General features: G+C 57.1%; 15 protein-coding genes and 4 tRNA genes. 6 read left to right on the forward strand and 13 right to left on the reverse strand.

The features are described from left to right. Positions 1–73 precede the first annotated feature (73 nt). The 12 genes from rplL to HVA01_RS07810 all read right to left on the reverse strand — a co-directional run bounded on the left by rplL (position 74) and on the right by HVA01_RS07810 (position 6,347). Complete coding sequence (gene rplL / locus HVA01_RS07755) at positions 74–442, reverse strand: 50S ribosomal protein L7/L12 (protein WP_146874562.1); 369 nt, start codon at positions 440–442, stop codon at positions 74–76. A 106-nt stretch (positions 443–548) separates the two neighbouring features. After that, on the reverse strand, positions 549–1,055 hold the full coding sequence (gene rplJ, locus HVA01_RS07760) for a 50S ribosomal protein L10 (protein WP_146874564.1): 507 nt from the start codon (positions 1,053–1,055) through the stop codon (positions 549–551). Positions 1,056–1,423: 368 nt separating this feature from the next. Then, positions 1,424–2,116, reverse strand: coding sequence for a 50S ribosomal protein L1 (gene rplA / locus HVA01_RS07765; RefSeq protein ID WP_146874566.1), 693 nt, complete (start codon positions 2,114–2,116; stop codon positions 1,424–1,426). Between the two features lie 2 nt (positions 2,117–2,118). Next, entirely contained in the window at positions 2,119–2,550 is a 432-nt protein-coding gene (rplK, locus tag HVA01_RS07770; RefSeq protein ID WP_146874568.1) for a 50S ribosomal protein L11, read from the reverse strand. Positions 2,551–2,673: 123 nt separating this feature from the next. Beyond that, the gene (nusG, locus tag HVA01_RS07775) at positions 2,674–3,207 is read right to left on the reverse strand and encodes a transcription termination/antitermination protein NusG (RefSeq protein ID WP_146874570.1); all 534 of its coding nucleotides are present in this window, start codon (positions 3,205–3,207) and stop codon (positions 2,674–2,676) included. Positions 3,208–3,215: 8 nt separating this feature from the next. Continuing rightward, entirely contained in the window at positions 3,216–3,596 is a 381-nt protein-coding gene (secE, locus tag HVA01_RS07780) for a preprotein translocase subunit SecE (protein ID WP_146874572.1), read from the reverse strand. Between the two features lie 74 nt (positions 3,597–3,670). After that, positions 3,671–3,746 (reverse strand) — tRNA-Trp (locus HVA01_RS07785). Between the two features lie 236 nt (positions 3,747–3,982). Further along, positions 3,983–4,057: transfer RNA gene (locus HVA01_RS07790), tRNA-Thr, on the reverse strand. A 17-nt stretch (positions 4,058–4,074) separates the two neighbouring features. Further along, positions 4,075–4,148 (reverse strand) — tRNA-Gly (locus HVA01_RS07795). A gap of 130 nt (positions 4,149–4,278) precedes the next feature. After that, positions 4,279–4,362: transfer RNA gene (locus HVA01_RS07800), tRNA-Tyr, on the reverse strand. Between the two features lie 153 nt (positions 4,363–4,515). Further along, a complete protein-coding gene (locus tag HVA01_RS07805) occupies positions 4,516–5,355 on the reverse strand; it encodes a type III pantothenate kinase (RefSeq protein ID WP_146874574.1) in 840 nt (279 codons plus the stop codon). Then, the gene (locus HVA01_RS07810; RefSeq protein ID WP_146874576.1) at positions 5,352–6,347 is read right to left on the reverse strand and encodes a biotin--[acetyl-CoA-carboxylase] ligase; all 996 of its coding nucleotides are present in this window, start codon (positions 6,345–6,347) and stop codon (positions 5,352–5,354) included. Before HVA01_RS07810 ends, HVA01_RS07805 begins: the two co-directional genes overlap by 4 nt. Positions 6,348–6,582: 235 nt before the next feature. Here HVA01_RS07810 and typA point away from each other — a divergent pair, with 235 nt between their 5' ends. The 6 genes from typA (at position 6,583) to HVA01_RS07840 (ending at position 14,096) form a co-directional block, all read left to right on the forward strand. Beyond that, a complete protein-coding gene (typA, locus tag HVA01_RS07815; protein ID WP_146874578.1) occupies positions 6,583–8,433 on the forward strand; it encodes a translational GTPase TypA in 1,851 nt (616 codons plus the stop codon). 296 nt (positions 8,434–8,729) lie between these two features. Then, complete coding sequence (locus HVA01_RS07820; RefSeq protein WP_146874579.1) at positions 8,730–10,175, forward strand: sodium-dependent transporter; 1,446 nt, start codon at positions 8,730–8,732, stop codon at positions 10,173–10,175. A 14-nt stretch (positions 10,176–10,189) separates the two neighbouring features. Next, positions 10,190–10,960, forward strand: a complete 771-nt coding sequence (locus HVA01_RS07825) for an ABC transporter ATP-binding protein (protein WP_146874581.1) — start codon at positions 10,190–10,192, stop codon at positions 10,958–10,960. A gap of 76 nt (positions 10,961–11,036) precedes the next feature. Beyond that, positions 11,037–11,756 (forward strand): ABC transporter ATP-binding protein, encoded by a 720-nt coding sequence (locus HVA01_RS07830; RefSeq protein ID WP_146874583.1) that lies wholly within the window; start codon positions 11,037–11,039, stop codon positions 11,754–11,756. Positions 11,757–11,766: 10 nt separating this feature from the next. Beyond that, on the forward strand, positions 11,767–12,774 hold the full coding sequence (locus HVA01_RS07835; RefSeq protein WP_146874585.1) for a branched-chain amino acid ABC transporter permease: 1,008 nt from the start codon (positions 11,767–11,769) through the stop codon (positions 12,772–12,774). Beyond that, positions 12,771–14,096, forward strand: coding sequence for a branched-chain amino acid ABC transporter permease (locus HVA01_RS07840; RefSeq protein ID WP_146874587.1), 1,326 nt, complete (start codon positions 12,771–12,773; stop codon positions 14,094–14,096). Before HVA01_RS07835 ends, HVA01_RS07840 begins: the two co-directional genes overlap by 4 nt. A gap of 77 nt (positions 14,097–14,173) precedes the next feature. On the opposite strand, the gene HVA01_RS07845 is transcribed toward HVA01_RS07840, so the two are convergent. Next, positions 14,174–15,382: an ABC transporter substrate-binding protein gene (locus HVA01_RS07845; protein ID WP_146874588.1), complete on the reverse strand. Its 1,209-nt coding sequence runs from the start codon at positions 15,380–15,382 to the stop codon at positions 14,174–14,176. Between the last annotated feature and the right edge of the window lie 40 nt (positions 15,383–15,422).

Genomic DNA, 15,422 nt, shown 5'->3' on the forward strand with positions numbered 1-15,422 from the left:
AAAGGCCGGCAGCGGGATATCCCGCCGCCAGCCGTGGAAGCTTACGCAGCGCGTAAAGCCGTCCGCACAAGAATTACTTGAGCTCGACGCTTGCGCCCGCTTCTTCCAGCTTAGTTTTAGCTGCTTCAGCGTCGTCTTTAGACAGACCTTCTTTGATGGTCGCCGGAGCGCCGTCAACAGCACCTTTAGCTTCTTTCAGGCCAAGGCCGGTGATCTCGCGAACCGCTTTGATCACGTTAACTTTCTTGTCGCCAGCAGCGGTTAGAACGACGTCAAACTCAGTCTGCTCTTCGGCTACTTCGCCGCCAGCAGCCGGGCCAGCCACTACGGCCGCCGCTGCAGAAACGCCGAATTTCTCTTCCATTGCTTCGATCAGCTCGACAACTTCCATTACGGACATGTCGGCTACAGCATTGATGATATCGTCTTTGGACAGTGCCATTGTTTCATTCCTAACTTTGCGGGAGTCTCGGTCAGCCGAGGACTCAGGATTCATTGCTCGGTTCGGGTAGCGCGCATAAGCTTACGCTACCGGCAAGAAACACTGCTTAAGCAGCTTCGGCATCTTGCTTCTGGTCGCGTAGCGCGGCCAAAGTACGAACCAGCTTGCCAGCGGAGGCTTCTTTCATTACCGACATCAACTGAGCAATTGCTTCGTCGTAGGTCGGCAGGGTTGCCAGACGGTCGATGTCAGCAGCCGGAATCAGCTCACCTTCGTAGGCCAACGCTTTGACTTCGAAGTCCTTGTCCGTTTTAGCAAACTCTTTGAACAGTCGAGCGGCAGCGCCCGGATGATCAGTAGAGAAGGCCAACAGTGTCGGACCAACGAAGCTATCCATCAAGCACTCCCACTGAGTGCCCTCAAGAGCGCGGCGAGCCAGCGTGTTACGTACCACACGCAGCTCTACACCATTCTCGCGCGCCTGCTTGCGCAGATCGGTCATTTTACTAACCGTGACGCCGCGAGAATCAGCAACTACGACGGAGAGTGCGCCCTTGGCCGCTTCACTGACCTCGGCAACAATCGCTTTCTTGCCTTCAAGTGCTAGTGGCACAGTGATCACTCCTTCGTGCCGGAACCCAAGAAGGTTCCGGTGGTTACCATCTCCTCCCGCCGATTATGGCTAACGCCGTACTGCAAAAAACGCATTACAGCGACAGCCGTGCAAGGCGGGAAGCCTTGGGGATGGTGCTCACCAGAAAGCCGTTAAGCTAACCAACTGGCGGCCACACCATCTGCGCAGGCGCGTTGAAGCAATTAAGCCGCTCTTGACGCTACAAAAGACGAAGTGCGGCACCTGCGGTCTTTGACGGCGCCCCGCCCAACGTAACGCTCAAACGGGGGACCGCAAAGTTTTGCTCGGTAGTTCTTATCAATACTGCTTATCGGTACTGCATACCCTCAACCTGACGATCTTATGCCTTACGCGAAAGCAGAGTGATCGACGGTCAAACCCGGGCCCATGGTCGTGGACAGGGTCAATTTCTTAATGTAAATACCTTTCGACGTGCTCGGCTTGAGACGCTTAAGGTCAACAACCAGTGCTTCAAGGTTGCCTTGAATCGCGGTGACGTCGAAATCCACTTTACCCAAGGTAGTGTGGATAATGCCGTTTTTGTCGGTACGGAAGCGTACCTGACCCGCTTTGGCGTTTTTAACCGCTGTTGCCACATCGGGCGTTACGGTACCCACTTTCGGGTTCGGCATTAGGCCGCGCGGACCTAGAATCTGACCCAGCTGACCAACAACGCGCATGGCGTCTGGCGAAGCGATAACGACGTCAAAATCCATCACGCCTTTTTTCACTTGCTCGGCCAAGTCGTCCATGCCCACGATGTCGGCGCCAGCTTCTTTAGCGGCATCGGCATTGGCACCCTGGGTGAAAACAGCAACGCGCACGTCTTTACCGGTACCGTTAGGCATGACGGTAGCGCCACGCACAACTTGGTCGGATTTACGCGGGTCGACACCCAGGTTGATGGCGACATCAACGGACTCTTTGAATTTAACAGTAGACAGCTCGGAGAGCAGCGCTACGGCTTCTTCAATAGAGTACGCTTTGTTGGTGTCTACTTTTTCGCGAATAATTTTCGCACGCTTAGACAGTTTAGCCATGATCAAAGACCCTCCACGTTTAGGCCCATGCTGCGAGCACTGCCAGCAATGGTGCGCACAGCGGCGTCAAGATTTGCGGCCGTCAAATCAGGCTCTTTCGTTTTAGCGATCTCTTCAAGCTGCTCGCGCGTCACGGTACCGACCTTCTTCTGGTTCGGCTCGCCAGAACCCGACTTGATACCGGCGGCTTTTTTCAGCAGCACGGCAGCAGGCGCGGTTTTGGTGACGAACGTGAAGCTGCGGTCAGAATAGACAGTGATCACGACCGGCGTCGGCAAGCCCGGCTCAATTTCTTGAGTCGAGGCGTTAAACTGCTTACAGAATTCCATAATGTTCACGCCGTGCTGACCCAGTGCTGGGCCCACCGGCGGACTTGGATTGGCTTTACCTGCAGCAACCTGCAGTTTGATGTAAGCCTGTACTTTCTTGGCCATCGTTTATGCTCCCATTGGGTAGTAGCGCCCGAAGGCTCCCCGGTACCAGCGAAACGGCTGCTTAGCCATTTCACACGAATTAAAACTTATCGCTCACTACTTACTCTTTCTCAGCATGCGAGCTTATTCCTTCTCAACCTGAGAAAACTCTAACTCAACAGGCGTCGAGCGACCAAAAATCAACACGCTGACGTGCAGGCGGCTCTTTTCGTAGTTCACTTCTTCGACAACGCCGTTAAAATCGGCAAACGGACCGTCAACAACACGCACCGACTGACCCGGCTCAAACATTGTTTTGGGCCGTGGCTTGTCGGTACCGTCTTTAACGCGCGCCAGAATAGCGTCGGCTTCGCGTGAGGTGATCGCAGCCGGCTTCTCTTTGGTGCCGCCAATAAAGCCCATCACGCGCGGCGTCTCATTGACCAGGTGCCATGTTTCGTCGGCCATTTCCATCTCGACCAACACATAGCCGGGGTAGAACTTACGCTCACTCTTGCGACGCTTGCCGTCACGCATCTCAACCACTTCTTCTGTCGGCACTAGAATCTCGCCGAAACGATCTTCCATACCGTACATCTTAACGCGTTCGGTCAACGAGCGCAGAACCTGCTTTTCAAAGCCGGAATAAGCGTGGACGACGTACCAACGTTTGGACATGAAAACTCCTAACCAATGACGCCGGACATCGCCCAGCCAAGAAGGGTGTCGATCAACCACAGCATCAGCCCCACCACTACCACAGCTGCCATTACAATAGCGGTGGTTTGGATGGTTTCGGCACGGGTCGGCCATACAACGCGCTGAATCTCTTTCTTGGCGCTCATAGCAAGCTCTACTAAATCACGGCCTTTGGTAGTGGTTAGTGCGATCAAACCTGCAATCGCACACAATACCACCACGCCAAGCACGCGGTAGAGCAGGCCAATATCGGCGAAATAGGTATTACCAACGACAGCAACGACAAGCAGCGCTACGACCGCCGCCCACTTGAGCCCGTCATGGCGCTTCTGCACCTCGGCGCCATGTTTTACAGAACCAGGCTTCATAAAAACGAGACTCCTAAGGGTGCGGCGAACGATAAAAGAATTTTAGAAAAAAGACATACCAACCTGGGGAAGGTTGGCAGGCCAGGAGGGAATCGAACCCCCAACCTGCGGTTTTGGAGACCGCTGCTCTGCCAATTGAGCTACTGGCCTGTATCGTCGTACTGATTATTTGCAACAACTTATTTACATCAACTTTCTACATCTGCTGATAAGCGCTTTTTAACCGCCTATACAACAGCGGGCGTCATAGTAGCGAATAAATTCGCTGCTGACAACCCTTTCTCACGCCCGACACCGACTAACAACGCCAGCCGCAGAGACAAAAAAAGCGAGCATCGCTCGCTTGATTCGCAACCTTCTTCTTGCAACTATCTTCTTACACAATATGGAGCTCATGGACGGAATTGAACCGTCGACCTCACCCTTACCAAGGGTGTGCTCTACCCCTGAGCTACATGAGCTAAACAAACACATCAACTGGAGCGGGCGGCGGGAATCGAACCCGCACCATCAGCTTGGAAGGCTGAGGTTCTACCGTTGAACTACGCCCGCAAACCCTGTCGAGAATGACAATCCGCTACGCGCTGCCCTATAGCCCTACTTACCAGCTACCTATCGTAGACGAAGCCCGCTGCCGGCTTTTCACTCAACAGCACCGACAAACATCGCTGCTGATTAATTCTGGTGGAGAGGGAAGGATTCGAACCTTCGAAGCTTTCGCGGCAGATTTACAGTCTGCTCCCTTTGGCCACTCGGGAACCTCTCCAGCGGTGGCGGCACATTATGCCAGCCTCCAAGACCCTGTCAAGCTTGATAATGACTTAGCTTTTCAAAACATAAGCTTTTTAAATGACTAAGCTATCAATGCTTGCGGCGGTGCAAAGCACCTGCGTCACGCCTTGGAACGCGCTGCATTCTGTCAAAGCAGCATTGAGAATGCAAGTCCCGCGCGAATCTTTTCTAGCGAGACAGGCTCCGGTACGCGCGGTGCGCCGGACATCTTGCCCGCCCGCTCGGCGAGTGTCATCGGAAAACACGCCTCTAAACCACCGTAGACCATATCGGGCCATACCGCGTGGGGCACCTGAACGCCGCGGGAGACCACCCGCGCATCGCCGCCGGTCAACAACATCGGCAGCGCCACGCTTTCTTGATCGCACACTTCACTATAAATACGATTAATGGCACTCACGGCCGCCATATAAATACCGTGGTTAACCGCGTCAACGGTGCGTCGCCCCGGCTCTAACAGCTCGTCGGCTTCGCTTTCAGGGTCAATGGCTACATTGCGGGTACCCAGTTTCAAGCTCTCTTTCATCAGCCGCAGCCCGGGGATAATAAAGCCGCCTAGATGGCTACCACCCGGCAATACGAAGTCGATGGTAATCGCGCTGCCACAGTCTACCGCGCAGCAGCCGCCCGCTAGCTGGTAACCCGCCAGCGCTCCCATCCAACGATCAACGCCCAGCCGCCCCGGCTCTTGGTAGCCGTTAACCACGCCCAGTGCCTCGTGGGTAGAATGCGCCACGTGCACATGACGCACGCGGCGACGCAGCAAGGTGACGGTATCTTCCAGCACCGCTGCCCGGGCGACGCTGGAAATGCGCACCGCCTCGACCACGTCAAGGTCGGGGATGTCAGCCCCTGGGCGCCACTCTTCGCGCGTCCATACCGCCCCGCGGGAACGTATCTCGCTGCTCTCGGCATCCTTGAGCCGCCATTTCGACAGCGTGTTGCCGATATCCAGATCCAGAATCATAAACGCCTACGTACGCTGATCTCACCGCCGGCTAGGCGTCGCGAGTGACCATTTTCGGCAACCCAAAGGTTGCCACTCTCATCCACGTCCCCGGCAAGGGCATCGCTGGTCTGCTGGCCTTGAATCACCCGAATCGGCAACCCGGCATAGGCGTGGCGCTGGTTCCAAGCATCGCGCCAGGCGCCAAAGCCGTCCTGCTCAAAATTCGCTAGCAAGGCCAGCAGCCCCGCGACCATCTCGGATGCCAACTGATTACGCGAGATATCCGGCAGCCGCTCGAAAAGCGCCGCCACAGGCTGGTCGATAGCAGCTCGCTGGGCAGCGGGCAGCCACAGGTTCATGCCGATTCCGATGACGACTTCGCAGGGACCGGCGGCGTCCCCGGTCACTTCGATAAGAATACCGGCCAGCTTGCCTAACTCGTCGCCGGACTCATCCCCCTGCTCAGAAAGCAGGATATCGTTAGGCCACTTGAGCTTGGGCGCCACGCCGTGCTGCTCCAAAATTTGCGCCGTCACAACGCCAACCGCAAGACTCAAGCCTTCCAATACCGCGATGCCCGACTCAAAGCGCCAGCCCAGCGAGAGCATCAAACTCTGCCCCCAGGGCGTCGACCAGACGCGCCCACGCCGCCCGCGCCCCGCGGTCTGCAGTTCCACCAGGCAGACTTCGCCATGCCCCGCGCCCTGTTCAAAGCGCTGACGAAGGTACGCGTTGCTTGAAGGTAACTGATCCTCAACAAACAGACGGGTAAGGTGGTGGCGTGCCTGGGCAGGCAACTGCGCGACGATACGCGCCCCCTCCAAAGGCTCCAGGCGCTGCGACAGCTGGTAGCCGCGGCCTTTAACAGCAACTACCTCGACGCCTAACGCTTCGAGCTTTTTTAACTGCTTCCACACCGCCGCACGAGAAATACCCAGCGCTTCACCCAGCTGCTCGCCAGAGTGAACCTCGCCATCGCTTAACAAACGCATCAGGTTGCCGATGGTCATGCTCCTGCCCCAATGGGAAAAGCGCTAGTCTAGCGGATCGCCGTTCCCGGAGAAAACTTTCCTGAGCCAGACCAAGGTCGATATACGCCGCCAGTAATATCAGCGAAGCCTTTGACATGTTAGAATAACCGTTGGACGCAAGCCCTGAGCCAAGATGGTCGGCAATTGCCAGCCCTTGCGACCCGCACTTTCCGACCCGTGGACAAACGGGTGTTCACAAGAGTTCTCTCTCAGCATGCAAAACCAGCAAAACTCCAGCGCGGTTAATAACCTGCGCAACGTCGCGATCATAGCCCACGTTGACCATGGTAAAACCACACTGGTCGACAAACTCCTGAGCCAGTCCGGCACCCTTGACCGTAAAGCAGAAGGTCAAGACCGCATCATGGACTCAAGCGATCAGGAAAAAGAGCGTGGCATTACCATTCTGGCCAAGAACACGGCCATTCAATGGCAAGACAGCCAGGGTAACGGCTACCACATCAATATCGTGGACACGCCAGGACACGCCGACTTCGGTGGTGAAGTCGAGCGCGTTATGTCCATGGTGGATTCGGTGCTACTGCTCGTAGACGCCGTTGATGGTCCGATGCCGCAAACCCGCTTCGTAACCCAAAAGGCCTTCGCCCAGGGCTTGAAGCCGATTGTGGTGGTCAACAAAATTGACCGTCCCGGCGCACGCCCTGACTGGGTAATCGACCAGATCTTTGATCTTTTCGACAACCTGGGCGCCTCCGACGAACAGCTCGACTTCCCAATCATCTACTGCTCTGCCCTCAACGGCATCGCAGGGATGGACCCTGAAGAGCTGGCCGACAACATGGACCCCATGTTCCAAGCCATCGTTGATATCGTTGAGCCGCCGAAGGTTGAGCTTAACGGTCCCTTCCAGATGCAGATCTCGGCGCTGGATTACAACAGCTACGTGGGCGTTATCGGCCTGGGCCGCATCAAGCGCGGCGCGGTAAAACCCAACCAGCAGGTGTCGGTGATCGGCGTCGACGGCAACGTGCGTAAGGGCAAAATCGGCCAGGTCATGACCCATATGGGCCTTGAGCGTGTGCAGACCGACGAAGCCACCGCGGGCGATATCGTCTGCGTCACCGGCATCGACGATCTGGCGATCTCGGATACGCTATGCGACCCGGCCAAGGTCGAGGCGCTGCCGCCACTGTCCGTCGACGAGCCCACCGTTTCAATGACCTTCCAGGTCAACGATTCGCCGTTCGCCGGTAAAGATGGCAAGTTCGTGACCAGCCGCAATATCAAGGACCGCCTTGAGCAAGAGCTGATTCACAACGTTGCGCTGCGCGTTGAAGAAGGCGAAACGCCCGAGAAGTTCAAGGTATCTGGCCGTGGCGAACTGCACCTTTCGGTGCTGATCGAAACCATGCGCCGCGAAGGCTTTGAGCTGGCCGTGGGTCGCCCGGAAGTGATCATCAAAGAGATCGACGGCGAGAAGCAGGAGCCCTACGAAGAAGTCATCATCGACTGTGAAGAGCAGCACCAGGGCTCGATCATGGAAGAGCTGGGCTACCGTAAAGGTGAGATGACCAACATGCTGCCGGACGGTAAAGGCCGGGTTCGCCTGGACTTCATCATTCCTGCCCGCGGCCTGATTGGTTTCCGCGGCCAGTTTTTGACCCTGACCTCGGGCACCGGCATTCTGACCAGCCGCTTTGACCACTATGGCCCGCTGAAGCCTGACGCCTCTATCGAACGTCGTAATGGCGTGCTGATTTCGATGGTCGACGGTAAAGCGCTGGCCTACGCGCTTTTCGCCCTTCAGGAGCGTGGCAAGCTGATCATCGATCACGCCACCGAAGTGTACGAAGGCATGCTGATCGGCATCAACAACCGTGCTAACGACATGGTGGTTAACCCCACCAAGGGCAAGAAGCTCGACAACATGCGTTCGACCGGTAACGATGAGAACATCGTGCTAACCCCGCCGATTAAGTTCTCGTTGGAACAGGCGATCGAGTTCCTCGACTCCGACGAACTCGTCGAAGTGACGCCTGTGCATATCCGCCTGCGCAAAAAACTGCTCAAAGAGACCGAGCGTAAGCGTTATAGCAAGAAGTAACCCGCTTAGAGCAGTGAGTACCAAAAACCCGCGCAAGCGGGTTTTTTTGTATCAAGCCGCCTTCGATCCGCCTAACCACACCCCGCGCGTCATTAAAGCATCAGCGCTGCCAAGCGCCTCCCTTAACGCAGCCTAAACGCTATGGTGCTGGTAAGACCGCGCGTTATATCGCAAAGTGGCGTTAACGCTTAAGCATTGCGCGTAAGCGTCGCTATATTCATACATACGTTTGATACTTGCATCCATGTTTGGATATTCGCCTTCATCCTGATACCCAACCACGGACACTCTTCCCCATGAGCGGTCATAATGTCTGGACGCATAAAGGTACCTTTCTTCTCGCCGCGGTTGGTTCCGCCGTAGGCCTGGGTAACCTGTGGCGCTTCCCCTACCTCACCGGTGAAAACGGCGGCGGTGCCTTTATCTTGGTCTACGCACTGACGATTTTCGCCGTCGGCATCCCGATTCTGATTGCCGAAATCATGCTGGGTCGCACCAGCCGTCAAAGCCCAATTATGGGCATGCGGCACCTGACCAAAACCCACGGCACCTCCCGCGCTTGGGAAACCATCGGCTGGCTAGGCGCCGCCTCGGCGTTTTTGATTTTAAGCTTCTATTCGGTGATTGCCGGCTGGGCGATTCACTACACCTGGCTGATGCTGACCGGCTCCCTGGTCGGCGCCGACGCGCAAACCATTGGCACTGGCTTTGACGCTCTGCTGGCCTCGCCAGGCTTAATGACGCTCTATCACACCCTGTTCATTGCGGCGTCCGCGCTGATTGTTGGCATGGGGATTCATAAAGGCATCGAATCAGGCCTGCGCATTATGATGCCTGCGCTGTTTGGGATTTTACTGGTGGTGCTGGCCTATAGCGTGGTGAACGGCGATGTAGGTGCCGCCGCCAGCTTCCTGTTTACCTTCAATATCGCCGACCTCAGCCTGGAGGGCTGGCTGCAGGCCATGGGCCAGTCATTCTTTACGCTGAGTTTGGGCATGGGCGCCATTATGGCGTACGGCGCCTATATGCCCAGCAACGTATCGCTGACCCGCACTGCCTTTGCCGTTGCCCTCGTCGACACCGCCGTAGCGATGGTGGCGGGCCTGGCCATTTTTGCCCTGGTATTTGGCGCTGGCCTGGAAACCGGCCAAGGCCCCGGGCTGATGTTTGTCACGCTGCCGCTTGCATTTGCCGAGATGCCGTTTGGCGCCCTGGTAGGCGGTGTGTTCTTTATTCTGGTACTCGGCGCGGCTCTCAGTTCAGCCATTTCGCTGATTGAGCCCGTCGCGGCATTTCTAGTGGAACGCTTTGATATGACCCGGCCACAGGCGGTCACGATCATGGTAATTGCCGCTTGGGCGATGGGCCTATTAACGGTCGTCAGCTTTAACGTCTGGGCCGAAGGGACAATTTTCCACACCCTGTTTGGACGCAGTGCGTTTGAGTTTATCGAGCTGCTGACCAATATCTTTATGCCGGTGGGCGGCCTGCTGATTGCCCTGTTTGCGGGCTGGGCGCTGACCCAAAGCGAAGTAATGAAGGAACTGGGCAGCAGCGTCACCTGGTTTAAAGTTTGGCGTTTCCTGGTCCGCTTTGTGGCCCCCGCCGCCGTGGCCTTTGTGTTTTTACGCACCCTTCCGCTGGTGGAGGGTTACCTCATCCCCACCCTCGGCGCAGCGCTGATTATCTGCGCTTTTGCTGCCGGCCAGCGGTGGCTGAAAAAACCGCAGCAAACACCTTAATACTGAGGCAGCGCATGACCCCTCTGATTGATGTACAGCGAGCTAACAAAGCGTTCGGCGGCCTGCAGGTGATTAGCGACTGCTCCATTCAGGTGGAGAAAGGCGCCATTACCGGCATGATTGGCCCCAACGGCGCGGGTAAATCGACCCTGTTTAATCTCATTGCCGGCTCGCTGGCCCCCGACAGCGGCCGTATCCTGCTCGACGGTGAAGACATTACCTCATTGAGCGCCGACCAGCGGTTTCACAAAGGCCTGCTGCGAACCTTCCAGATTGCCCACGAGTTTAGCCAGATGAGCGCGCTGGAAAACTTAATGATGGTGCCCCCCAAGCAAGCCGGCGAAGACCTGTTCAGCGCTTGGCTTAAACCTGGCCTGGTGCGCCAGGAAGAGGCCGAGGTGCGCCGCCGCGCGCTGGAGGTGATTGACTTCGTTGGCCTGCATCACGTGCGTAATGAGCTCGCGGGCAACTTGTCAGGCGGCCAGAAGAAGCTCCTCGAACTTGGCCGCACCATGATGACCGATGCCAAGGTGGTGCTGTTAGATGAGATCGCCGCCGGGGTGAACCGCACCCTACTGGGTGATTTGATCGGCAATATTGAGCGGCTCAACCGTGAAATGGGTTACACCTTCCTGGTCATTGAGCACGATATGGAAATGATAGCCCGCCTGTGTGACCCCGTGATCGTGCTGGCTCAAGGTAGCGTGATGGTCCAGGGGCATATCGACGAGATCCAGAATAATCGCGAGGTCATTGAGGCCTATTTTGGCACCGATGCCGCTTAAAAGTGACCTGTTACCGACCCGCCAATCAATCAATGATGTCGCTTAGTGTGAGTGACCTTGCCGAGATAGCTTGCTTATGTCATCAACCACCAGGCCGTTAATCGAAGCCAACGATGTGCACGGCGGCTACGGCGGCATGAACATCCTAAACGGGGTGAACATGACGCTGGAAGCCGATGAAGTCGGTGTGATTGTCGGCCCCAACGGGGCGGGCAAATCCACCATGCTGAAAGCCATTTTCGGCCTGCTGCATGTCAACCAGGGCGAGATACTGCTTAACGGCCAGCCGATTCACAACCTGCCCCCGAACCAGTTAGTGCAGCGGGGCATGGGCTTTATCCCCCAGGAGAAGAACGTTTTCCCCAGCCTTTCGGTGCAGGAAAACCTGGAGATGGGGGCTTTTTTAAAACCGCACAACGTCAAGCGCATGCTCGCCCAGGTGTACGAGTTCTTCCCACCGCTGTATGAAAAACGCCGCCAGCCAGCGGGTGAGCTCTCCGGCGGGCAACGCCAGATGGTCGCCATGGGGCGCGCGCTGATGGCCGAACCCAGCTTGTTGTTGCTTGATGAGCCGACCGCGGGGCTGTCGCCGCTGTATATGAACGAGATATTCGACCGCGTCAAACAGATCAACGCCGCTGGTGTGGGCATTTTGATGGTGGAACAGAACGCCAAACAGGCACTCGCGATAGCCGACAAAGGCTTTGTGCTGGCTGCTGGCCAAAACCGCTTTACCGACACCGGGGCGGCACTGCTCGCCGACCCCGATGTCGCCAAAAGCTTTTTAGGCGGTTAGGGAGAGACACGTGAACGAACTGGTTTTTTTCATCAATAATGTGGTGATTTCGGGCAGCGTGAGCGGCTCTATTTATGCCATCGGGGCGGTTGGCGTGACGCTGATCTTCAGCATCATGCGCTTTGCCCACTTCGCCCACGCCGACGTAATGACCTTTGGCGCCTTTATGGTGCTGCTGCTGACAACGGCGTTTCCAGCGGCGGGCGCCAGTATCGGCGTGCCCACTGCCTTGTTGATGCTGCCGCTGGCGATGTTGCTGACTGCCGGCTTAGCCGTGGGTATCGACAAGCTGTTCTACAAACCGCTGCGTGCCCATGGGGTAAAGCCCATTGTGCTGGTGATTGCCTCGCTGGGTGTCACCTTAATCCTCCAGGGCTTAATTCGCCTGTTTTCGGGCACCGGCGGGCAAAGCCTGTATGTGGATGACCGCAAAGAAATTTTCCGCCTGGCGCTGCCCTTTGAGGGCGTCCGGGCGCCTATCGTGGTCACCGAACCGCAAATTTACCTGTTTGTGATCACCATTGTCGCCGTCGTTGCGCTGCACCTATTCCTCAATCGTTCGCGGTTAGGCAAGGCGATGCGCGCCATGTCCGACAACCCCGAGCTTGCCCAGGCATCGGGTATCAACACCAACACCATTGTGGCCGTGACCTGGATGATTGCCGGGGCGCTTGCCGCCATTGCGGGGACGCTTCTCTCGCTAGACGTTACCTTTAAACCCGACTTGAGCTTTTTCCTGCTGCTGCCCATTTTCGCGGCGGCCATCGTGGGCGGCGTTGGCCACCCCTACGGCGCCATCGCCGGTGGCTTTGTGGTCGGCTTTGCCGAGACGCTGGCGGTGTTCAACTGGAACATTCTGCTGCGCCCCTTCCAAGACAGCTTCCCGTCTTGGCTGGAACTACCGTCAAACCTCGCTTTTGTGGGTACCGAGTATAAAATCGTGGTGCCGTTTTTCATTCTGGTCGCTATTTTGGTGTGGCGTCCCACCGGACTCTTTAAGGGCAAGGTGATTTCATGAGCCATTCAGCCAAAACACGCGATACTAGCGACACCCCTCAAGACGCTACCCAGACACGCCGCTTTCCACTGCGCGAGCTGGTTCTATTTGGTGTGCTGCTCGTGGCTATCCTGGCGGTTTACGCCACCATGGGCGCCGCCTACAGCACGCGCATGCTGGTAGAGGCCGCTTGCTACGCCATTCTGGCTTTGGGGTTAACCATTCAGTGGGGCTACGCAGGGCAGTTCAATGCCGGGGTGATGGGCTTCGTCGCCCTCGGCGGCTTCTGCGCGATGTTCTTCAGCGTGCCGGTGAACGATGCCTTCTGGGGCACTACGCTACCCGGCGAATTTGGCCGTGTGTTGCTGTATGGCGCTGCCGCCATCTTGCTGATCGTTGGCGCCAGCAAATTGGATCGCCTGGGCGTGCCAAAGTCTCTGCGTACGTTTATCACAGTGGTGTTGGGCGTCGTGCTTTACCTGGTGGTGATTAGCCAGCTGCGCGAGGTCACTGATGCGATTGAAAGCCAGGCCGGCTTTGTCGGTGGGCTAGGCTTACCGCCCTGGGTCGGCTGGATTGTCGGAGGCGCCTTGGCGGGCGGCGTTGGCTACTTTATTGGCCATATCTGCTTGGGCTTGCGCAGCGACTACCTGGCCATTGCCACCCTGGGCATTGCCGAAATCATCAAAGCATTTTTGAAAAACTCTGACTGGCTTACCCGCGGCACCGCCACGGTTTCCCCACTGCCGTGGCCCACACCGGGGCCTGCGGAGGTGGGCTTCACGCTCTCTCGGGCCCTTTACCTCTCGGTGACGGCGGTGATCATCGCGGTCATCTTTTTGCTGCTCAATCGCGCCTATAACGCCCCTTGGGGCCGTATGATTCGGGCCATTCGCGATAATGAAGTGTCTGCGGCGGCCATGGGTAAAGACATCAATAAACGGCGCCTGGAGATTTTCGTGCTTGGCTGCATTTTGATGGGCATCGGTGGCGGCATACTGGGCACGTTTAACAGCCTCTTTGACCCTCAAGGCTACCTGCCGCTTAACCATACCTTCCTGGTACTGGTGATGGTGATTCTGGGCGGGCCGGGCAATAACCTGGGTACCATTTTCGGCGCCGTGGCGGTGTATATCATCTGGATTATGTCGGAGCCCCTGGCGCTGTTCTTAATGCAGCTCGCCGTGGCCTTTGGGGAAGGCGCTTTCGGCTGGGATACCCCTGGCAATATGGATAGCCGCGCCCTGCAGGCACGGGTGCTGGTGATTGGCGTGCTGATCACCATGGTGCTGCGCTTTGCGCCCAAAGGCCTGCTGCCTGAAAAGATCAAAAGCCATAGTTAAACCTCTCAACTGCTAGCCCATAAAAAAATGCCCGGCTGGTAACAGTCGGGCATTTGTTTTAATGCTAGGAGAGGGAGTTAAAGATCAACCAGTCCCTTGCTGGTAAAGGTGCCGTCTTCGACCACCATTTCGACCACCACGCCGGGCACGTCGCCGTTTTCATCAAACTCATGCGAGCCAGACGCGCCTTCGTAGTTAATCTCAGTGCCCGCGGCAATCAGCTCGACCGCTTTCTCCCACTCGCCGGGCAGAATCACTTCGCCGGGGGTGCTGGAAACGCTGCGCAGGGCGTCGGAAAGGCCCTCACGTTCTGCACTGCCGTTCTGCTCAATCGCCAGCGCGACCAGGAAAGCGGCGTCGTAGGCTTGGGCGGCAAATACCGCACTCGGGTCTAGCTCAGCCGCTTCGGCGGCTTCAATAAAGATATCGGTGCCGGGCAGGTCAGGGCTACCAGGGCGTGTGGCGATCATGCCATCCAGCACATCCGCGCCGATAGCATTGATCAGGCTATCACCGACCATGCCGTCAGCGCCGACATACTGGGTAAACATGCCGCTTTCATAGGCTTGACGCAGCACCGTCTGACCCGAAGTGTCGGCGTAGGCCAGTACGACGAGGGTCTCCACGCCACTCACCGACAGCGAGCCTAGCTCAGAGCGATAATCCGCGCGGTTATCTTCGTGGGCAAGGCTCCCGGCAATCTCACCGCCGCCCGCTTCATAAGCAGCACTAAAGGCATCCGCCAGCCCTTGCCCATAATCGTTGTTGACGTAGGTAACGGCCACTGCATCGATACCTTTTTCAAGCAGCAGCTTAGCCAGCATTTCCCCCTGGAAAGCGTCGGACGGCACCGTACGGAACACCAGATCATTGTCATCCAACTCGGATACCGCAGGCGCGGTAGAGGCCGGCGACACCATCAACACGCCACCGGGAATTGCCGCATTGTTAGCCGCGGCAATGGTCGCCCCGGTACACAGCGCGCCCACAATAGCGGTGACATTTTCAGAGTTGACCATACGGTCGGCGGCGTTCGAGGCCGCCGATGCATCGGAACAGGTCGTATCGCCGGACGCCATCGTCAGCGTTTGGCCATCTAAAATGCCACCCTGTGCATTCACCTGCTCAACGGCTAGCTGGGCGCCTTCAAAAATGGCCGGTGTCAGGCTTTCAATCCCCCCCGTGAAGCCGCCCAAGAAGCCCACTTTGACCTCCGCCTGGGCGAGGCCGGTCACTGCCAGGGTTGAGGCCGCCACCGCAGTGGCTAATACGCGCTTATTGATCATGTTATGTGTCGCTCCCAGTGAGATAAAAATGTGTCTATTT

Origin of the sequence: Halovibrio variabilis, from assembly GCF_007991175.1 — a bacterium.
Taxonomy (GTDB): domain Bacteria; phylum Pseudomonadota; class Gammaproteobacteria; order Pseudomonadales; family Halomonadaceae; genus Vreelandella; species Vreelandella variabilis.

Excerpts from the sequence above, each read along its gene's own strand:
- rplL (WP_146874562.1), bottom strand. The coding sequence starts at position 442 with ATGGCACTGTCCAAAGACGATATCATCAATGCTGTAGCCGACATGTCC.
- rplA (WP_146874566.1), bottom strand. The coding sequence starts at position 2,116 with ATGGCTAAACTGTCTAAGCGTGCGAAAATTATTCGCGAAAAAGTAGAC.
- rplK (WP_146874568.1), bottom strand. The coding sequence starts at position 2,550 with ATGGCCAAGAAAGTACAGGCTTACATCAAACTGCAGGTTGCTGCAGGT.
- nusG (WP_146874570.1), bottom strand. The coding sequence starts at position 3,207 with ATGTCCAAACGTTGGTACGTCGTCCACGCTTATTCCGGCTTTGAAAAG.
- secE (WP_146874572.1), bottom strand. The coding sequence starts at position 3,596 with ATGAAGCCTGGTTCTGTAAAACATGGCGCCGAGGTGCAGAAGCGCCAT.
- HVA01_RS07805 (WP_146874574.1), bottom strand. The coding sequence starts at position 5,355 with ATGATTCTGGATCTGGATATCGGCAACACGCTGTCGAAATGGCGGCTC.
- HVA01_RS07810 (WP_146874576.1), bottom strand. The coding sequence starts at position 6,347 with ATGACCATCGGCAACCTGATGCGTTTGTTAAGCGATGGCGAGGTTCAC.
- typA (WP_146874578.1), top strand. The coding sequence starts at position 6,583 with ATGCAAAACCAGCAAAACTCCAGCGCGGTTAATAACCTGCGCAACGTC.
- HVA01_RS07820 (WP_146874579.1), top strand. The coding sequence starts at position 8,730 with ATGAGCGGTCATAATGTCTGGACGCATAAAGGTACCTTTCTTCTCGCC.
- HVA01_RS07825 (WP_146874581.1), top strand. The coding sequence starts at position 10,190 with ATGACCCCTCTGATTGATGTACAGCGAGCTAACAAAGCGTTCGGCGGC.
- HVA01_RS07830 (WP_146874583.1), top strand. The coding sequence starts at position 11,037 with ATGTCATCAACCACCAGGCCGTTAATCGAAGCCAACGATGTGCACGGC.
- HVA01_RS07840 (WP_146874587.1), top strand. The coding sequence starts at position 12,771 with ATGAGCCATTCAGCCAAAACACGCGATACTAGCGACACCCCTCAAGAC.
- HVA01_RS07845 (WP_146874588.1), bottom strand. The coding sequence starts at position 15,382 with ATGATCAATAAGCGCGTATTAGCCACTGCGGTGGCGGCCTCAACCCTG.